The organism is Micromonospora sp. MH99 (assembly GCF_021442385.1).
Lineage (GTDB): Bacteria > Actinomycetota > Actinomycetes > Mycobacteriales > Micromonosporaceae > Micromonospora.
Map to the genome: position 1 here is coordinate 34,843 of NZ_MUZA01000002.1, position 17,437 is coordinate 52,279.

Sequence of the window (17,437 nt, forward strand, 5' to 3'; positions counted from 1 at the left end):
CGGTTCAGTGCCTCAGCGGGACGCCGAGGGGAACTCCTCGAAGTACGCCTCGACCCGCTCGGCGGTGGCCGGACGGACCAGCGCGAAGCCCTGCCCGTAGCGGCAGCCGGCCCGACGCGCCCCCTCGACCTGGGCCGGTGACTCCAACTCCTCGGCGACGATCTCCACACCCAACCGCTCGCCCACGCTGACCACCACGTCGATCAACGGCGGCTGCCCCACCGGCTGTGCCCCCACCAGCTCGGGGCCCACCTTCAGCAGGTCGATCGGCAGGCGGCGCAGCTGGGCCAGTGACGCGTGCTCGGCCCGGAAGTCGTCGAGCGCGGTGCGGACACCCAGCGACCGGAGCCCCGCCAGCCGGGCCACCACTGTCGACAGGTCGGCGCCGATCTGCGGCTCGGCCACCTCCACCACCAACCGCTCCGGCGACACCCCGTACGCGGCCAGCACCGCGGCGGTGCGCTGCACGAAGTCGGGAATGGTCAACTCCCGGGTGGTCACGTTGATCGCCATCCACAGCTCACGGGGGCCCGCCGACCAGTCGGCCAACTGTCGGCAGGCCCGGTCCAGCACCCACCATTCGAACTCACCGACCAGATCCAGATCCTCGGCGACCGGCAGCAACTCGGCCGGAAGCACCGTGCCCAGCACCGGGCTGCGCCAGCGCAGAAGCGCCTCGGCGCCCACCGGCTGCCGGTCGGTCAGGTCGAGCACCGGCTGGTAGACCAGGTCCAGCTCCCCCCGCGCCACCGCGCCGGGCAGCTCACGTTCCAGATCGAGCCGGCGCACCAACTGCTCCTCCAGGAACGCGTCGTACCACTCGACCCGGTCCCGGCCGAGCTGCACCGCACGCCGCCGGGCCAGCTCGGCCTGACGGAGCACGTCGGCAGGCCCCGCCCCACCGACCTCGGCCAGCCCGATGCTCGCCTGCACGCGCAGCACCGACCCGGCCGGTTGGTAGGGCGGAGTCAACGCGGTCAGCAGCCGGGTGCCCAGCGCGTACGCCAGCACCGGCCCGGCGGGGGTGACCACCGCGAAGCCGGTGCCGGTGCAGCCGGTCACCAGGTCGTCGGGCCCAACGACCGCGCGAGCCCGCCGGACCGCCTCGGCCAGCACGTCCTCCCGCGCGACCGGGCCGAGCCCGTCCACGCCGTGCAGCTCCACCAGCAGCAGCGCGCCGGTCGGCGCGGGCACGTCGCCGATGGCGGCGAGGGCGTCCAGCAGCGCCGCCCGGTCCCCGGCCGAACCGGACCGGTGGTCGGACGTCGACCAGGCGACACCCACGTCGGGCCACGCCGCGTCGACGCCGCTCGTCGCGGCGGCACCACCGTTCATCGCGGCGGCGCCACCGTCGGAAAGCCAGGCGCCGTCGACGCCCGCGGTCGCGCCCGGCTCGGACGACCACGGCGTGGCGTCGGGGCTCAGGTCGTGCGTGGACGCGCCCTCGGTCGTACCCGGCCAGGGCGGTTGCGCCGCCCGGTGCTGTCGGACCGTGCGATCGGGGCGTCGGCGGTGTGCGGCGGGCCGCCCCCCGGCGCCCGCGTCGCCGGCGCGCAGCAGCTCCCGCAGGACCAGTGGTGGCACCGCCGCCAGGGCAAGCAGCACACTCGTCCGGTCCGGAGTGCGGCCGGATCCCACGTTCAGCCCCGCCGCGAGCAGCAGCACCGACGCCGGGAGCACCACCCGTGGCCACGTCACGGCGGGCGGCCCGGTCACCGGCTGCGCGCTGGCCGTCGCCAGCGCGGACCTCGCGCCCAGCGCGGTCAGCAGCATCCCGAGCACCAGCGGCGGCGCCGCGAGCAGCGCCGCCCGGCCCGTCGGCGCGGGTGGCAGGACCGTCAGCAGCGCCAGCCCGACCAGGGTGAGCAGGGCGCCGCCCCGGCAGATCGCGTCGCCCGAGCGCCGAGAGGACCCGGTGAACGTGTGAAGCGCGGCCATGCCCAGCACTCCGAGCGCCAGCGCCGCCACCAGTCGGGCCGGCGCCGGCAGCGTGTCGGGGGGCAGCAGCAACCAGCCGGCGAGGGTCAGACCGACAGTCGGGCCGGTCGCCTCGACCAGCCCTCGCAGCCGCGCCGCGCGCGGCGACCGGACGGGGAGCCGACGCAGCCCGGCCACGGACAGGACCGCCACGGTCAGCGATCCGAGCAGCGCGGCAGCGCGGTGCCCGGCGTCGACCAGCGGCAACGCGGCGGCCACGCAGCCGGCCGCCACCACCGCCGCGTCGAGCAGCACAGCTGCCGTCCGCCACGAGGGGTCGGTGGATCGGTGGCCGGCGAGCCGGGAGAGTCGTACGCCGGCGAGCGTGGCGCCCGCGCCACCGGACAACGCGATCACCACCGGGGCCGGGACCAGCTCGGCAGCCCCGGCGAGGACGAGCAGCGCCACGGCCGTGGACACGGCGACCTCCGGGGCCGCCCGGCGGGGGACGAGAACACGGAACGGGTACGCGAGGAGCACGGCGGTCGCCTTCGTGAGGGGGCACGGGGCGGTGCGACGGTGCAAGGCGGCGGACGTTGCGGGTCCGCTGCCCAACAGTGGGAAACGACCGGCGACCAGATTGGTTACGCGTCGATCACCGGCGCGAAGCAGTGACCTGTGTCACTGTACGGCGTCCGGACCCCGTGGCGCCGCCCGCCGCGACCCGCGCCGACCAGGGGTGGGATCATCGCGGGGTGAGTACGCCCGACACGGTCCGCTTCCGCTACAACCAAGCCATCCTGGCCGCCGCCGTCATCGCCTTCGTCGGCGCCCTGCCGCTGGCCAACGCCCGGGCGTACCTGCTGCCGGTGCTGCTCGTCCCCCTCGCCGTCGGGGTGTGGGCCTGGCGGGCCGGCACCGACGCCGACGCCCGGGAACTGCGCCTGCGGGCGCTGTTCGGGCAGCGTCGGATCGGCTGGGACCGGGTCGTCGAGCTGGCCACCGACGCGCGCGGGCGTGCCGTCGCCCGCCTCGACGACGGCCAGCAGGTCCTCCTACCGGCAGTCCGCGGCACCGACCTGCCCCGACTGGTCTCGGCCACCGGCCAGACGCTGCCGGACGGGGCCGCCGAAACACCCGGCCCGTGAGCCCGACCCGTGCCGCGCGGCCCGATCAGTAGCCGTCGACCACCGTGTTGATCAGCGGCTGACCGGCGGCGAACCGCCGTACCTGGTCGCCGACCAGCCGGTACGCGCGCGGCAGCAGCCCGCGCACCGAGCCGGCCACGTGCGGGGTGAGCAGCACGTTCGGCATCGTCCACAGCGGGGAGTCGGCGGGAAGCGGCTCCGGGTCGGTGACGTCCAGCGCGGCCGAGATCCGACCGGTGGCCAGTTCGGCGACGAGCGCCTCGGTACGGGCCACCGGGCCGCGCGCCGCGTTGACGAGCAGCGCCCCGTCCGGCATCGCCGCCAGGAAGTCCTCGTCGATCAGGCCACGGGTCTGGTCGGTGAGCGGCACCAGCACGACCACCACGTCGGCGTCGGGCAGCAGCCGAGGCAGCTCCGCGACGGCGTGCACGCCCTGCTCGGGCCGGGCCGTCCGGGCGACCAGGGTGAAGCTCACCTCGAACGGCGCGAGCCGGTCCCGCACCGCCGTGCCGATCGAGCCGGCCCCGATGATCAGCACCCGCTTACCGGTCAGCTCGTCGGTCGGCGCGTTGCCGTCGTACGCCCACCGCCGCTGCGCCTGCGCGCGGGCGAAGGCTCCGAAGGCCCGCAGCTGGGCGAGGATCGCGGTGACCACCCACTCGGCGGTGGACGGGTCGTGCACCCCACGGGCGTCGCAGAGGGTGACCCCCTCGGGCATCCGGCCGACCCAGGCGTCCGCCCCGGCGGAGAGCAGCTGCACCGCCTCCAGATCATGGAGTTCGTGCAGCAGCGCCGTCGCGTCCGACCCGCTCAGGAACGGCGGTACCCAGAAACGGACGTCGGCCGGGTCGGACGGCAACCGGTCGGCGTGTTCGGCGACCTCCACAGTCACGTCCGGGGGCAGCTCGCCGACGAGGTTCAGGCCGGCCTGATGCGGAATCCATACCTTCACGTCCGCCGACGATAGCCTCCGGCGCGACGGCCGGTGCGGGCACGGCGGTGATCCGGCGTCACGGGGGATGGCGCGCGGCGTCGGCGCGGGCGAGACTCGGCACACCGATGTTCGGTCCCGGCCCTGACGAGGTATAACCAAGGATCGGAGGGCCGGTCGGCCTCCGCCCCGGCAGACAGGTGCTCGATGACCGACGGCTCCCCCGCCAGCGCGCGACGTTCGACCGCCCCACCCCCGGCGCTCGGCGACGCGGCGCGGCTGCGCGCGCTGGCCGACACCGGTCTGGACGCCGCACCGGACGAGGCGTTCGACAGGTTCGCCCGACTGGTCAGTGACCTGCTGGAGGTTCCGGTCGCGCTGGTCTCCCTGGTCTCCGCCGACCGGCAGTTCTTCCCGGGCGCGGTGGGTCTGCCCGAGCCGTGGTCGCAGCGGCGGCAGACCCCGTTGAGCCACTCGTTCTGCCAGCACGTGGTGGACATCGAGGTGCCGATGGTGTTGCCGGACGCCCGGCTCTACCCCCGCGTACGCGACAACCTGGCCATCGACGACCTCGGCGTCGTCGCGTACGCCGGGATGCCGTTGACCGACCTCTCCGGCCGGGTGCTCGGCTCGCTGTGCGCCATCGACAACAAGCCCCGGGCGTGGACCGCCGGGCAGCTGCGGACGCTCGCCGACCTCGCCGCCGCCTGCTCGTCGGAGCTGCGACTGCGGATCGCGCTGGACGGCGCGCAGGAGGCGCGTCGGCGGGTCGTCCGGGCACACCAGCGGCTGGAGCTGCTGGCCGGTGTGAGCGAGACGCTCGCCGGCACGCTGGACGTGGGCACGTCGCTGCGCCGCCTCGCCGCCACCATGGTGCCGCTGCTCGCCGACTGGTGCCTGCTCACGCTGGTCGGGCCATCGGGACAGCCCCGGGAGGTGGTCGCGGTGCACCGTGATCCGGCCCGGGCGCCGGACGTCGACCGCTTCGCCGAGCTGCTGCGTACGGGGCTGAGCCAGGATTCCATCATCCGGGCGGTGCTGCGCACCGGCCAGCCGCGGCTCGGCGGCGTCGCGTCGCTGGACGACGTGGCGCGGGGCACCATCGACCCGGAGATGCCGGCGATCGCCGAGCGGCTGGGCATCGCCTCCTACCTCAGCGTGCCGGTGCGGGCCGTCGGAGGCACCGTGCTGGGCGCGATCACGCTGGTCAACGCCGCCGACCGTCAGCAGTTCGACGACCGCGACCTGCTCACCGCCGTGGACATCGGCCGCCGGGCCGGGCAGTCCGTCGGCAACAGCTCGATGTACGGCGAGCAGCGGCACGTAGCCGAGGTGCTGCAACACAGCATGCTGCCGCGGCTGCCGGTCGTGACGGAGTTGGAGCTGGCGGCCCGCTACCAGCCGGCGGCCGACCGGGTGGAGGTGGGCGGCGACTGGTACGACGCCTTCATGCAACCCGACGGTGACCTGATCGCGGCGATCGGGGACGTGGCGGGGCACGACATCGAGGCGGCGGCGACCATGGGCCAGCTGCGCAACCTGGTGCGTGGCAACGCGTTCGGCCGGCCGGACGCGGTCGGGGCGTTGATGAGCCACCTGGACAGCGCCATCCGGGGGCTGCGGCTGCCCATCGCGGCCACCGCGACGCTGGTGCGCATCTGTGACCCGCGCTCCGGGGTCCGTGCGGTGACCTGGTGCAACGCCGGGCACCCGCCGGCGCTGGTGGTGCGGGCCGGCGGTGCGGTGGAGGTCCTCGAAGCGACGCCGGAGCCGTTGCTGGGCCTGGCCCGGCCGACGCCGCGGACCAGCCACTCGACAAGCCTGGCCACCGGCGACACGCTGCTGCTCTACACCGACGGGCTGATCGAGCGTCGGGACCGGTCCATCGACGACGGGCTCGCCGAACTGGTGCACCGGTTGACCGGCACCGACACCGTCCCCCTCGACGACCTGTGTGACCTGCTCCTCGCCTCGATCCAGCACCGCGAGGACGACACGGCGCTGCTGGCCGTGCGGGCCCGCTGAGCGGTCGCGGCACGAGCCGGGGCCCATCCGTCGGGCCCGGCCGGGCCGTCCGGCGGGCTACCCTGGGCCGGGTGAGAGCCCGTCTCCCGTACCCTCGCGTCCGCCGCCTCCGGGTGGTCCTCGCGGCGTCCTGCGCGGCGCTGCTGCTCGCCACGGGTTGCAGCTTCGGCGAGCCGGAGCCGGACCCGGCGGGCGAGCCGCCCAACCTGCCGACCCCGTCGGCGCCGGCGAGCGCCGGCGGCGCGGGCCAGCAGGCGGTGGCAACCGTCCTGGCCAAGGGGCTGCGGGTGCCGTGGGCCATCGCGTTCCTGCCCGACGGCGGCGCGCTGGTCACCGAACGGGACAGCGGCCGGATCCTCCAGGTCGGTCCGGAGTCCGGCCCGGACGGGCTGCGGGTGCGGGTGGTGCAGACGATCAGCGACGTGGCGGCGGCGGGCGAGGGTGGCCTGCTCGGCATCGCCGTCTCCCCCGGCTACGCCCGGGACCGGACGGTCTTCGTCTACTACACCGCCGAGCAGGACAACCGGGTCGCCCGCCTGCAACTCGGCGGCCAACCCACAGCGATTCTCACCGGTATCCCGAAGGCGAACGTGCACAACGGTGGCGGGTTGGGCTTCGGCCCGGACGGGCAGCTCTACGTCAGCACGGGTGACGCGGGCGAGCGCCCCAACGCGCAGGACACGAAGAGCCTCGGCGGCAAGATCCTGCGGATCACCGCCGACGGCAAGCCCGCGCCGGGCAACCCTTACCCCGGCTCCCCGGTCTGGTCGCTGGGTCACCGCAACGTGCAGGGCTTCGCCTGGGACGACGCCAAGCGGATGTACGCCGTGGAGTTCGGCCAGAACACCTGGGACGAGATCAACCAGATCACCAAGGGCGGCAACTACGGGTGGCCGGACGTCGAGGGGCGGGCCGGCGACAAGCGGTTCACCGACCCGATCACGCAGTGGGCGACGTCCGACGCGTCCTGCTCCGGGCTCGCGGCGACGGACCGGCTGCTGGTCACCGGCTGCCTGCGCGGCAAGCGACTCTGGGTGATGGAGCTGACCGACACCGGCACGCTGCTCGGGCAGCCCAGCGAGCTGCTCACCAACCGGTACGGTCGGCTGCGCGCGGTGGCCGCCGCACCGGACGGTTCGCTCTGGGTGAGCACCTCCAACCACGACGGGCGGGGTGACCCGGCGGCCGACGACGACCGCCTCCTGCGGGTGGTCTTCGCCGGCGGCGACGGCGGTCGCAGCTGACCTGCGTCACCTTCCGCGCGGGTTTGCCAAGATCTTCCGACGGGCAGGTCAGAATCTCAGCATGGACGGGCAACGCGACGAGCAGCACGACGACGCCGAGGGCCGGGGTGACCCGGTGACCGGTGGCGAGCCGTCGCGCCCGTCGCGCCGGCGGATCGGTAGGCCCGGCGGGCCGGTGCGGCGCACGGGCGTGATCCTCGCGGTGCTCGTGGTGGCCCTGGCCGGCGCCGTGCTCGGGGTGCTGGCCGGTGGGCGGGTGAACACCGACATCGGCCCGTTCCGGGCCAACCTCACCCTCTCCCCGGCCAGCGAGGGCGGGACGACGATCGACGTGCCACCGCTCGGCGCCCTGCTGCTGGACAGCCACAGCGGGCCGACCCACCTCACCGTGCGGCTGGGCGCGCTGGACCAGGGGCGCACCGAGGCGCTGCTCGACGACCCGGCGAGCATCAGCCGAGCCAGCCAGAGCGCCGTGGAGGACGTCCGCTCGGGGGTGATGCGGCTGGGCCTGCGGACCCTCGCCTCGGCGGTGCTGGTCACCCTGATCCTGGCCGGGTTGATCTTCCGCGATGTGCGGCGTACCGCCTGGGCGGGCGGGTTGGCGCTGCTGGTCACCGCCGGCAGCCTCGGCACGGCCGCGGCGACCCTGCGCCCCCAGGCGATCGAGGAGCCGCGCTACGAGGGCCTGCTGGTCAACGCCCCCGCCATCGTCGGCGACGCCCGCCGCATCGCCAACGACTACACCAAGTACGCCGAGCAGCTGCAACGCATCGTCGGCAACGTCAGCCAGCTCTACACGACCGTGTCGGCGCTGCCGGTGCTGGAGCCGGCACCCGGCACCACCCGGGTCCTGCACGTCTCCGACATGCACCTCAACCCGACCGGCTGGCAGCTGATCCGCACGGTGGTGGAGCAGTTCGGCATCGACGTGGTCATCGACACCGGGGACATCACTGACTGGGGCAGCGAGCCGGAGGCGTCCTTCGTCGGCTCGATCAGCCTGCTCAAGAAGCCGTACGTGTTCATCCGCGGCAACCACGACTCGGGCAAGACCGCCGCGGCGGTGGCCCGCCAGCCGAACGCGATAGTGCTGAACAACTCCACCACCACCGTCGCCGGGCTGACCATCGCCGGTATCGGCGACCCGCGCTTCACCCCGGACAAGAACACCTCACCGGCCGGCAGCGGGCTGACCCAGGAGGTGGCCGACCAGGTGATCGGCGTCGGAACGCAGCTCGCCGCGACGGTGCGCAGCTCGCCCCGGCCCGTCAACATCGCGCTGGTGCACGACCCGGCGTCCGCCGGGCCGCTCGCCGGCACCTGCCCGCTGGTGCTCGCCGGGCACACCCACGCCCGGCAGGTCTCCAAGCTGCCGCAGGCACCCGGCCAGCAGCCCACCACCCTGTTCGTGGAGGGCTCGACCGGCGGGGCCGGGCTGCGCGGGCTGGAGGGTGAGAAGCCGACCCCGCTGTCGATGACAGTGCTCTACTTCGACCCGCAGAAGATGCTCCAGGCGTACGACGACATCACCGTCGGCGGCACCGGCCAGGCCCAGGTCAACCTGGAACGCCACATCGTGCAGGACCCGAACGCCGGCACTCCCGCGTCGGTCACCCCCACCCCGACCCGCTGAGCGCGGACCGGGGCGGACGGGGCGCGTCAGCGGAGGGCGAGCGCGGCCAGGGCCGCGTTGACGACGCTGCCGGGCATCAGGTCGTGCAGCTCGTACAGGTCGGCCACACTGCCGGACTGGCCGAACTCGTCCACCCCGAGCGGCACCGCCGGGGCGCCGAGCGCCGACCCGAGCCAGGCCATCGCGTGCGACGCCGCGTCGTGCACCGTCACCACCGGCACCCGGTCGGCGAACGCGGACCGCAGCGCGCCCGGCACGCTGGGCACGGTCGCGGTCCGTACGCCCTGACGCAGGGTGCGCTGCCAGGCCCGGTAGAGCCGGTCAAGACTCGTCACGTCGACCACGTGCGCGGCGACGCCCTCCTCGGCCAACTCCGCAGCGGCGGCCAGCACCTCCGGCAGCACCGCGCCGGAGGCGGCCAGCTGCACCACCGGGGCGTCGGCCAGGTGCGGGTACGCCTGGTGCGCGTCGACCAACCGGTACGCCCCGGCGACCACCTGGCGGCGCAGCACCGCGTCGCCGAGCCGGGCCCGGGCCGCCTCGAACGGCGCCTGGTCCAGCGGACGGGTGCTCAGCCGGAAGTAGTACGCCCCGTCCTCGGTCGGCGCTGCCGTCGCGGCCGGGGTCACCCCGCCGGCGATCTGCCCGAGCGCGTCGCAGAGCAGCCAGTCGAGGCTGCCCGCGTACGCCGGTTCGAGGAACGTCACCCCGGGCAGCTCCAGGCCGACCGAGGCGGTGATGGTGGACTGGTGTGCGCCGCCCTCGGGGGCGAGGGTGATGCCCGACGGGGTGCCGGCCACCACGAACCGGGAACCGGAGTACGTGCCGTACAGGAACGCGTCCAGGCCGCGCAGCACGAACGGGTCGTAGACCGTGCCGACCGGCAGCAGCGGCTGCCCCGACAGGTCCCACGACAGGCCGAGCTGACCCAGCAGCAGGAACAGGTTCATCTCCGAGATGCCCAGCTCGATGTGCTGCCCGGACGGGCTCTCGGTCCAGCGCAGCATCCGGTCCTCGGTCCAGGAACGCTGCTCGGTGGGGGCGAACACCCCGGTCTTGTTGATGAACCCGGCCAGGTTGGTGGAGGTGGCCACGTCCGGGGCGGTGGTCACCAGGTAGCGGCCGACCTCCCGGTCGCGCGCCAGGTCCACCAGCACCCGACCGAAGACCTCCTGCGTGGAGATCGGCTTGTTGGCGCGTACTCCCGTGCTCTCCGGAACGGTGACCCCCAGCGCGCGCTCGCGCGGCGCGCGGGACAGCGCCTCGCGGCGGGCGCCGGCCCGGATGCCGGCCGGTGACGCCGGGTCGAGGCGGTCCCACTCGGTCTCGGCGGTCAGGCCCTGCGCGGCCCGCAGCGCGTCGACCTGCTCGGTGCTGAGCAGCGCCGAGTGGTTGCGCGGATTGCCTGCGATGGGCAACCCCCAACCCTTGACGGTGTACGCGAAGACGACGCTGGGCCGGTCGGTGACCGCGTCGCACTGGGCGTACGCGTCGAGCATCGCGGACAGATCGTGCCCACCCAGGTCGGTGACGAGCGGGCGCAGCTCCTCGTCGTCGATGCCCGCCACGAACGCGCCCACCTCGGCCGGCGCACCGTCCAGGAACTGCTTGCGCAGGGCCGGACCGGTCAACCCGAACAGCGACTGGTACTGCTCGTTGGGCATCGCGTCGATCCAGTCGCGCAGCGCCCCGCCACCCGGGCGGGCATACGCCTCGGCGAGCCGGCGGCCGTACTTGACCTCCACGACGTGCCAGCCGGCCGCCTCGAACTGACCCCGCCACTGCTTGATCCGGATGCCGGGCACCACCCGGTCCAGTGACTGCCGGTTGAAGTCGACGAGCCACATCACGTTGCCCAGCCCGGTGGTGGCCGGGTCGGCGACGGCCTCCCAGATGTTGCCCTCGTCCAGCTCGGCGTCGCCGATCAGCGCCACGAACCGGGAGTGCGGCCGGGCGCCGAAGTGCGCGTCGACGTACCGGCGGGTGGCGGCGGCGAACAGCGGCGCCGCCGCGCCCAGGCCCACCGAGCCGGTGGAGAAGTCCACCTCGTCCGGGTCCTTGGTGCGCGACGGGTACGACTGGAGGCCGCCCCGGGCCCGCAGCCGGGGCAGGTACGAGCGGTCCAGGTTGCCCAGCAGGTACTGGATGGCGTGGAACACCGGCGAGGCGTGCGGCTTGACGGCGACACGGTCCTCGGCGTCCAGGTGCGCGAACCACAGCGCGGTCATCGCCGTGACGAGGGACGCGCTGGACGCCTGGTGGCCGCCGACCTTCACCCCGTCGCCGGTGGCCCGGTCGTGGTTGGCGGCGTCCACGATCCGGGTGGCGAGCCAGAGCACCCGCCGCTGGATCTCGTCGAGGACATCGAGGTCGTGCTGGTTCACGGTGGCTCCATCCGGGCGTCGCCGTTGACGCCCACACGAGGGGTGGCGGGGTGCACGACGAACACCGCCGGCGCTCACTGCGCCAGCGGTGTTCGTCCCTGCGGATCAGCCCTGGACGCCGAGGCGCTCCAGGATCAACTCACGGACGGTCTTCGCGTCGGCCTGACCACGGGTGGTCTTCATGACCGCGCCGACGAGAGCGCCGGCCGCCGCGACCTTGCCGCTACGGATCTTGTCGGCGATGCCGGGGTTCGCGGCGATCGCCTCGTCCACGGCGGCGGTGAGCGCGCCGGTGTCCGAAACGACCTCCAGGCCACGGCTAGTCATGATCTCGGTGGGCGAACCCTCACCGTCGACCACGCCCTCCAGCACCGTACGGGCCATCTTGTCGTTGAGCTTGCCCGCGTCGACCAGGCCCTGCAACTCGGCGACCTGCGCGGGGGTGGCGCCGATGTCGGCCAGCTCCACGCCGCTCTCGTTGGCCCGCCGGGACAGCTCGCCCAGCCACCACTTGCGGGCCGCCGCCGGGGTGGTGCCGGCGGCCACGGTGGCCTCGATCAGCTCGACCGCGCCGGCGTTGAGCACCGACTGCATGTCCAGGTCGGACAGGCCCCACTGCTCCTGGAGCCGACGCCGGTGCACCCGGGGCAGCTCCGGCAGGGCGGCCTTCAGCTCGGCGACCCAGGCCGGGTCCGGTGCGACAGGCACCAGGTCCGGCTCCGGGAAGTACCGGTAGTCGGTGGCCGTCTCCTTCGAGCGCCCCGGCGTGGTGTCGCCGGTGTCCTCGTGGAAGTGCCGGGTCTCCTGGGTGATCCGGCCGCCCGCGTCCAGCACCGACGCCTGCCGCAGCATCTCCGAACGGACCGCCCGCTCCACCGACCGCAGCGAGTTCACGTTCTTGGTCTCGGTGCGGGTGCCCCACTCCTGGCCCGGCAGGTTGAGCGAGGTGTTCACGTCACAGCGCAGCGAACCCTCCTCCATCCGCACGTCCGAGACGCCGAGCGTGCGGATCACGTCGCGCAGCTCGGTGACGTACGCCTTGGCCACCTCGGGGGCGAGCGCACCGGTGCCCGTCACCGGCTTCGTGACGATCTCGACCAGCGGGATGCCGGCCCGGTTGTAGTCGACGAGCGACTCGGTCGCACCGTGGATGCGGCCGGTCGCGCCACCGACGTGCAGCGTCTTGCCGGTGTCCTCCTCCAGGTGCACCCGCTCGATCTCGATGCGTACCGTCTCGCCGTTCACCTCGACGTCCAGGTAGCCGTCGACGCAGATCGGCTCGTCGTACTGGCTGATCTGGAAGTTCTTCGGCATGTCCGGGTAGAAGTAGTTCTTGCGGGCGAACCGGCACCACTCGGCGATCGAGCAGTTCAACGCCAGGCCGATCCGGATGATCGCCTCGATGGCCGCCTTGTTGGCCACCGGCAGCGACCCCGGCAGACCCAGGCACACCGGGCAGACCCGGGTGTTCGGCTCGCCACCGAAATCCGTCGGGCAGCCGCACCACATCTTGGTGTTCGTGCCCAACTCGACGTGGGTCTCCAGGCCGATCACCGGTTCGTAGCGCGCGACGACCTCGTCGTACGCGGGAAGCGTCGTCGTCATCTGGGCTCCTGCCTCACAGTGCCGGTGGGGTGAACGTGCCGACCGCGGACTCCAGCGCGGCGGCGACCCGGTACATCCGGTCGTCGGCCATCGTCGGGGCCATCACCTGCAGGCCGACGGGCAGCCCCTCGGAGAGGCCGCAGGGCACCGAGATGCCCGGCCCGCCGTACAGGTTGGTCGGGATGGTGAACAGGTCGGCCAGGTACATCTGGTACGGGTCGGCGGTGCGGGCGCCGATCGGGAAGGCCGTGAACGGGGTGGTCGGCGAGATCAACGCGTCGACCCGCTCGAACGCGGCGGTGAAGTCCCTGGTGATCAGCGTACGGACCTTCTGCGCCTGCCCGTAGTACGCGTCGTAGTAGCCCGACGACAGCGCGTACGTGCCGACCATGATGCGGCGCTTGACCTCGGGACCGAAACCGGCCTCCCGGGTCAGCGACATGACCTCCTCCAGCGACCGGTTGCCGTCGTCGCCGACCCGCAGGCCGAACCGGACGCCGTCGAACCGGGCCAGGTTGGAGGAGCACTCGCTCGGGGCGATCAGGTAGTACGCCGGCAGCGCGTACGCGAACGTCGGGCAGGAGACCTCGACGACCTCGGCGCCCATCTTGGTCAGCGCGTCCACCGACTCGCGGAACGCCGCCATCACGCCCGGCTCGGCGCCCTCGCCGATGAATTCGCTGACGATGCCGAGCCGCACACCGGTCAGGTCACCGGTCGCGCCCAGCTTCGCCGCGGCCACCACGTCCGGCACCGGCTGCGGGATGGAGGTCGAGTCACGCGGGTCGTGCCCGGCGATCACCTGGTGCAGCAGGGCCGCGTCGAGCACGTTGCGGGCGCACGGGCCGGGGGTGTCCAGCGACGACGAGAACGCGACAAGCCCGTAGCGGGAGGTGCCGCCGTAGGTGGGCTTCGCGCCGACGGTGCCGGTGACCGCGCCGGGCTGGCGGATCGAGCCGCCGGTGTCCGAGCCGATCGCCAGCGGCGCCTCGTACGCGGCCAGCGCGGCAGCGCTGCCACCGCCCGAGCCGCCCGGGATCCGGCTCAGGTCCCACGGGTTGTGCGTCGGGCCGTACGCCGAGTACTCCGTGGAGGAGCCCATGGCGAACTCGTCCATGTTCGTCTTGCCGAGCATCACCGTGCCGGCCTCGCGCAGCCGCTGGACGATCGTCGCGTCGTACGGCGGGCGCCAGCCCTCCAGGATCTTCGACCCCACGGTGGTCGGCACGCCACGGGTGGCGAGCACGTCCTTCACCGCGACCGGCACCCCGGCCAGGGGGCCCAGCACCTCGCCCGCGGCGCGGCGCTCGTCCACCTCGCGGGCCGCGGCGAGCGCGCCGTCGGTGTCGACGTGCAGGAAGGCGTGCACCTGCTCGTCGACTGCGGCGATCCGGTCCAGGTGTGCCCGGGTCACCTCGACGGCGGAGGTCTCGCCGCCGGCGACCAGCGCGGCGATCTCCGTCGCGGTCATTCTGGTCAGGTCGCTCATGCCGTCCCTCCGCTTCGCTCCGCGACGCCAGTCGCCCGTGCACGTCCGCTCATGAGGCCACGTCCTCGGTCAGGATGCGCGGGACGCGGAACCGCTGGTCCTCGACGTCCGGCGCACCCGACAGCGCCTCCTGCGGCGTCAGGCACGGCGTGACGACGTCCTCGCGGAAGATGTTGGTCAGCGGCACCGAGTGCGAGGTTGGCGGGATGTCCGCGGCGGCGACCTCGCCGACCTGGGCGACCGCCTGGAGGATCACGTCGAGCTGGCCGGCGAAGGTGTCCAGCTCCTCCTCGGTGACGGCGAGCCGCGACAGGCGTGCCAGGTGCGCGACCTCCTCGCGGGAGATGGCGGCCATCCGTGCCCCCTTCTGATGTCCTGCTGGTCGGGCGGTGTGCCGACGCGCGACGCGTGCGGCGTGACGCGCGGTGACCGGAGCGAGTCTATTGTTCCGCTCCCTCCGCCGGCTGCTCGGGTGGGTCAGCGGGTCGACCGGCGGCCGGCCTCCGGCTCGGGGCCACCCGTCGGGCGGACCGGCCGGTAACGGGCCAGCCAGGTGACCAGCTCCTCGGCGGGCATCGGCCGGGCGTAGAACCAGCCCTGGGCGGCATCGCAGCCGGCGGCGTACAACATCCGCCAGGTCCGCTCGTCCTCCACGCCCTCGGCGACCACCCGCAGCCCCAACGCGCCCGCCAACTCGATCATCGACCGGACGATCGCCGCGTCGTCGGCGTCCTCGGCCATGCCGAGCACGAACGACCGGTCCACCTTCACCTCGGACAGCGGAAGCCGGCGCAGATGTTGCAGCGACGAGTAGCCGGTGCCGAAGTCGTCCAGCGCGATGGCCACCCCGATGCGGTGCAGCCGGGAGATGGTGGCCAACACCCGGCGCGGATCCGCCATCAGGGCACCCTCGGTGATCTCCAGTTGCAGCCGCTCGGCCGGCACCCCGTAGCTGGCCAGCCGGTCGGCGATCTGGTCGGCGATCTCGCCGGTGTGCAGATCCCGCACGCTGACGTTCAGCGCCGCACGCAACCCGATGCCGGCCGCCGACCACTTGGCGAGCTGCTCCACCACGTCGTCCACCACTCGCCGGGTGAGCAGCCGCATCACCGCGCTCTGCTCGGCGACCCGGATCAGCTCCTCCGGGTCGACCATGCCCCGGCGCGGGTGCCGCCAGCGCAGCAGAGCCTCGACGCCGACGACCTCGCCGGTCGCGATGGCGATCTGCGGTTGGTAGTACATGGTGATCTCACCGGCGTCGTCGACCGGCTCGCCGCCGTCGCGCACCCACCCGGTCGACTCGGTCGCCTGCGCCTCGGGAGTCGACCCGCCCTCGCGCCCCCGGCGGTCCCGGCCCGGCGGTGGCACCGCGCCGCCGTTGGGCGACCGCCGACCCTGGCCACCAGCGTGCCGATCCCGGAACGGGCCGGAACGGGTGCCGGGGATCGTCGCGCGGCTGTTGCGGCCCCGGATCGGGTCGGCGGCGGTGGCGATCCGGTTGATCAGCTCGTCGTCGTGCAGCAGCTCGCCGCCGGACCGCCGCCGGCGGCCCCACCAGCGCACGCCCGCCGGCGACGCCGGGCCGAGTACCGGCGCACCGCCCGGATGCGGCGCGGCCTTGGCCGCCGCCGGGGTGGGCAGCGCCGCACCGTCACCGCCGCGCACCTCGGCCTCCACCGCGAGGGGTACGTCTGCCGTCCGCTCGGGCTCACCCGGCTCGGCGGCCGACGGGCCGGATTCCAGCACCCGGCGGAGGTCGGCGAGCAGACCGAGCCGCTCGGCCGAGTTGTGGTCCGACTCCGGGGCGTACACGGCGACCGTGTCGTTGCGGTGCTTCGCGTCGTACATCGCCACGTCGGCGTGCCGCATCAGCGTGGCGAAGTCCTCGCCGTGCTCCGGGAAGAGGGCGATCCCGATGGAGCCGCCGACGTCCAACGGCAACCCGTCCAACGGCACCGGCTCGGCCAGCGCCCCGACCACCCGGTCGGCCATCTCACGCGCCTGGCTGGCGTCGGTCAGCCCGGTCATCACGATGGCGAACTCGTCCCCACCCAGCCGGGCGATCATCTGCGGCCGAGGCTCCACGTCGGTGAGCCGGGCGCTGACCTCGACCAGGAGCCGGTCGCCCACCGCGTGCCCGAGCGCGTCGTTGACGTTCTTGAAGCGGTCCAGGTCGATGAGCAGCAGCGCCAGGTGCCCGCCGGGCTCGCCGCGGGCGGTCCGCTCGGCGTGCAGGTGCACCTGCTCGGCCACCTCGGCCAGCAACGCCTTGCGGTTGGGCAGGCCGGTCAGCGGGTCGGCGGCGGCGAGGTGCTGCTGCTCGACGGTCAGCCGGGCCATCCGGTACACGGCGAAGAGCGGCACCAGGACCAGCGGAATCAGCGCCGCGCTGAGACGGGCGGCGGCGACCAGCACCGGAGCGAGCAGCAGCAGCGAGCCGGTGGAGAGCAGTTCGAAACCGACGCCCTGACGGACGGTGGGCCACCAGCGGCCGCCGAAGCGCAGTCGTACCGCCCAGCTCACCAGGCCGTAGTTCACGACGAACCAGGCCAACGTCGCCCCGCCGACGGCTGCCACGTCGGTGCCGTGCAGGCGACCGCCGTCGAAGACGGTGCCCGGCCCGAGGTGGATGACGCCGTACGCGGCGGCGAGGGCGCAAGCGTACTGGCCGACGTTGAACGCGGTCCGCCACGCGGCGTGGCGCATCCGCCAACCAGAGACGATCACCCCCACGGCCTGCACCGCCACCGCCGGGCCGAGCCCCCAACCGAGCAGGATCGCGAAGGTGAAACAGGTGGACGGGAAGACCGCCGAGGTCTGCCGTCGCCCCGGCGGAACGAACGGGCGCGCGTCGCAGACCACCGCGAGGGCGGCCATCGTCCAGAACGCCACAGGTAGGTGGGGCAGCTCGTCGGGGAGCGTCGTCAGTGGACCCGTGGCGGTCACCGCCGCGACCACCAGGATGCCGACGACGAAGGCGGTGAACGGCGTCACCCGCCCAGGCGGGACGGAGTTGCGCGGGTCGGCGACCTCCATCACACCTCCCGAGGAACTGTCGACG

11 protein-coding genes are annotated in these 17,437 nt (G+C 73.7%); 4 read left to right on the top strand and 7 right to left on the bottom strand.

The window, feature by feature from the left end:
- Positions 1-12: 12 nt before the first annotated feature.
- Positions 13-2,457, bottom strand: coding sequence for a GGDEF domain-containing phosphodiesterase (locus B0E54_RS01500; protein WP_234581308.1), 2,445 nt, complete (start codon positions 2,455-2,457; stop codon positions 13-15).
- Positions 2,458-2,672: 215 nt separating this feature from the next.
- Here B0E54_RS01500 and B0E54_RS01505 point away from each other — a divergent pair, with 215 nt between their 5' ends.
- Positions 2,673-3,065, top strand: a complete 393-nt coding sequence (locus B0E54_RS01505; protein ID WP_234581309.1) for a PH domain-containing protein — start codon at positions 2,673-2,675, stop codon at positions 3,063-3,065.
- A gap of 25 nt (positions 3,066-3,090) precedes the next feature.
- On the opposite strand, the gene B0E54_RS01510 is transcribed toward B0E54_RS01505, so the two are convergent.
- Positions 3,091-4,017 carry a 2-hydroxyacid dehydrogenase gene (locus B0E54_RS01510; protein WP_234581310.1) on the bottom strand — a complete coding sequence of 309 codons (927 nt, stop codon included), beginning with the start codon at positions 4,015-4,017 and terminating at the stop codon, positions 3,091-3,093.
- A 186-nt stretch (positions 4,018-4,203) separates the two neighbouring features.
- Here B0E54_RS01510 and B0E54_RS01515 point away from each other — a divergent pair, with 186 nt between their 5' ends.
- The 3 genes from B0E54_RS01515 to B0E54_RS01525 all read left to right on the top strand — a co-directional run bounded on the left by B0E54_RS01515 (position 4,204) and on the right by B0E54_RS01525 (position 8,898).
- Positions 4,204-6,021: a SpoIIE family protein phosphatase gene (locus B0E54_RS01515; protein ID WP_234581312.1), complete on the top strand. Its 1,818-nt coding sequence runs from the start codon at positions 4,204-4,206 to the stop codon at positions 6,019-6,021.
- A 71-nt stretch (positions 6,022-6,092) separates the two neighbouring features.
- Complete coding sequence (locus B0E54_RS01520) at positions 6,093-7,265, top strand: sorbosone dehydrogenase family protein (protein WP_234581313.1); 1,173 nt, start codon at positions 6,093-6,095, stop codon at positions 7,263-7,265.
- 61 nt (positions 7,266-7,326) lie between these two features.
- On the top strand, positions 7,327-8,898 hold the full coding sequence (locus B0E54_RS01525; protein ID WP_234581315.1) for a metallophosphoesterase: 1,572 nt from the start codon (positions 7,327-7,329) through the stop codon (positions 8,896-8,898).
- A 26-nt stretch (positions 8,899-8,924) separates the two neighbouring features.
- On the opposite strand, the gene B0E54_RS01530 is transcribed toward B0E54_RS01525, so the two are convergent.
- The 5 genes from B0E54_RS01530 to B0E54_RS01550 form a co-directional block, all read right to left on the bottom strand.
- Positions 8,925-11,282 carry a pyruvate dehydrogenase gene (locus B0E54_RS01530; RefSeq protein WP_234581316.1) on the bottom strand — a complete coding sequence of 786 codons (2,358 nt, stop codon included), beginning with the start codon at positions 11,280-11,282 and terminating at the stop codon, positions 8,925-8,927.
- Between the two features lie 105 nt (positions 11,283-11,387).
- Positions 11,388-12,887: an Asp-tRNA(Asn)/Glu-tRNA(Gln) amidotransferase subunit GatB gene (gene gatB, locus B0E54_RS01535; protein WP_234581317.1), complete on the bottom strand. Its 1,500-nt coding sequence runs from the start codon at positions 12,885-12,887 to the stop codon at positions 11,388-11,390.
- 13 nt (positions 12,888-12,900) lie between these two features.
- Entirely contained in the window at positions 12,901-14,376 is a 1,476-nt protein-coding gene (gatA, locus tag B0E54_RS01540) for an Asp-tRNA(Asn)/Glu-tRNA(Gln) amidotransferase subunit GatA (protein ID WP_234581318.1), read from the bottom strand.
- A 49-nt stretch (positions 14,377-14,425) separates the two neighbouring features.
- Positions 14,426-14,731 (bottom strand): Asp-tRNA(Asn)/Glu-tRNA(Gln) amidotransferase subunit GatC, encoded by a 306-nt coding sequence (gatC, locus tag B0E54_RS01545; protein WP_210906830.1) that lies wholly within the window; start codon positions 14,729-14,731, stop codon positions 14,426-14,428.
- 122 nt (positions 14,732-14,853) lie between these two features.
- A complete protein-coding gene (locus tag B0E54_RS01550) occupies positions 14,854-17,412 on the bottom strand; it encodes a bifunctional diguanylate cyclase/phosphodiesterase (RefSeq protein ID WP_234581322.1) in 2,559 nt (852 codons plus the stop codon).
- Positions 17,413-17,437: the final 25 nt, after the last annotated feature.

Bases quoted from the DNA above. Each gene is read 5' to 3' on its own strand.
- B0E54_RS01525 (WP_234581315.1), top strand. From the start codon at position 7,327: ATGGACGGGCAACGCGACGAGCAGCACGACGACGCCGAGGGCCGGGGT.
- gatB (WP_234581317.1), bottom strand. From the start codon at position 12,887: ATGACGACGACGCTTCCCGCGTACGACGAGGTCGTCGCGCGCTACGAA.
- gatC (WP_210906830.1), bottom strand. From the start codon at position 14,731: ATGGCCGCCATCTCCCGCGAGGAGGTCGCGCACCTGGCACGCCTGTCG.
- B0E54_RS01550 (WP_234581322.1), bottom strand. From the start codon at position 17,412: ATGGAGGTCGCCGACCCGCGCAACTCCGTCCCGCCTGGGCGGGTGACG.
- gatA (WP_234581318.1), bottom strand. From the start codon at position 14,376: ATGAGCGACCTGACCAGAATGACCGCGACGGAGATCGCCGCGCTGGTC.
- B0E54_RS01515 (WP_234581312.1), top strand. From the start codon at position 4,204: ATGACCGACGGCTCCCCCGCCAGCGCGCGACGTTCGACCGCCCCACCC.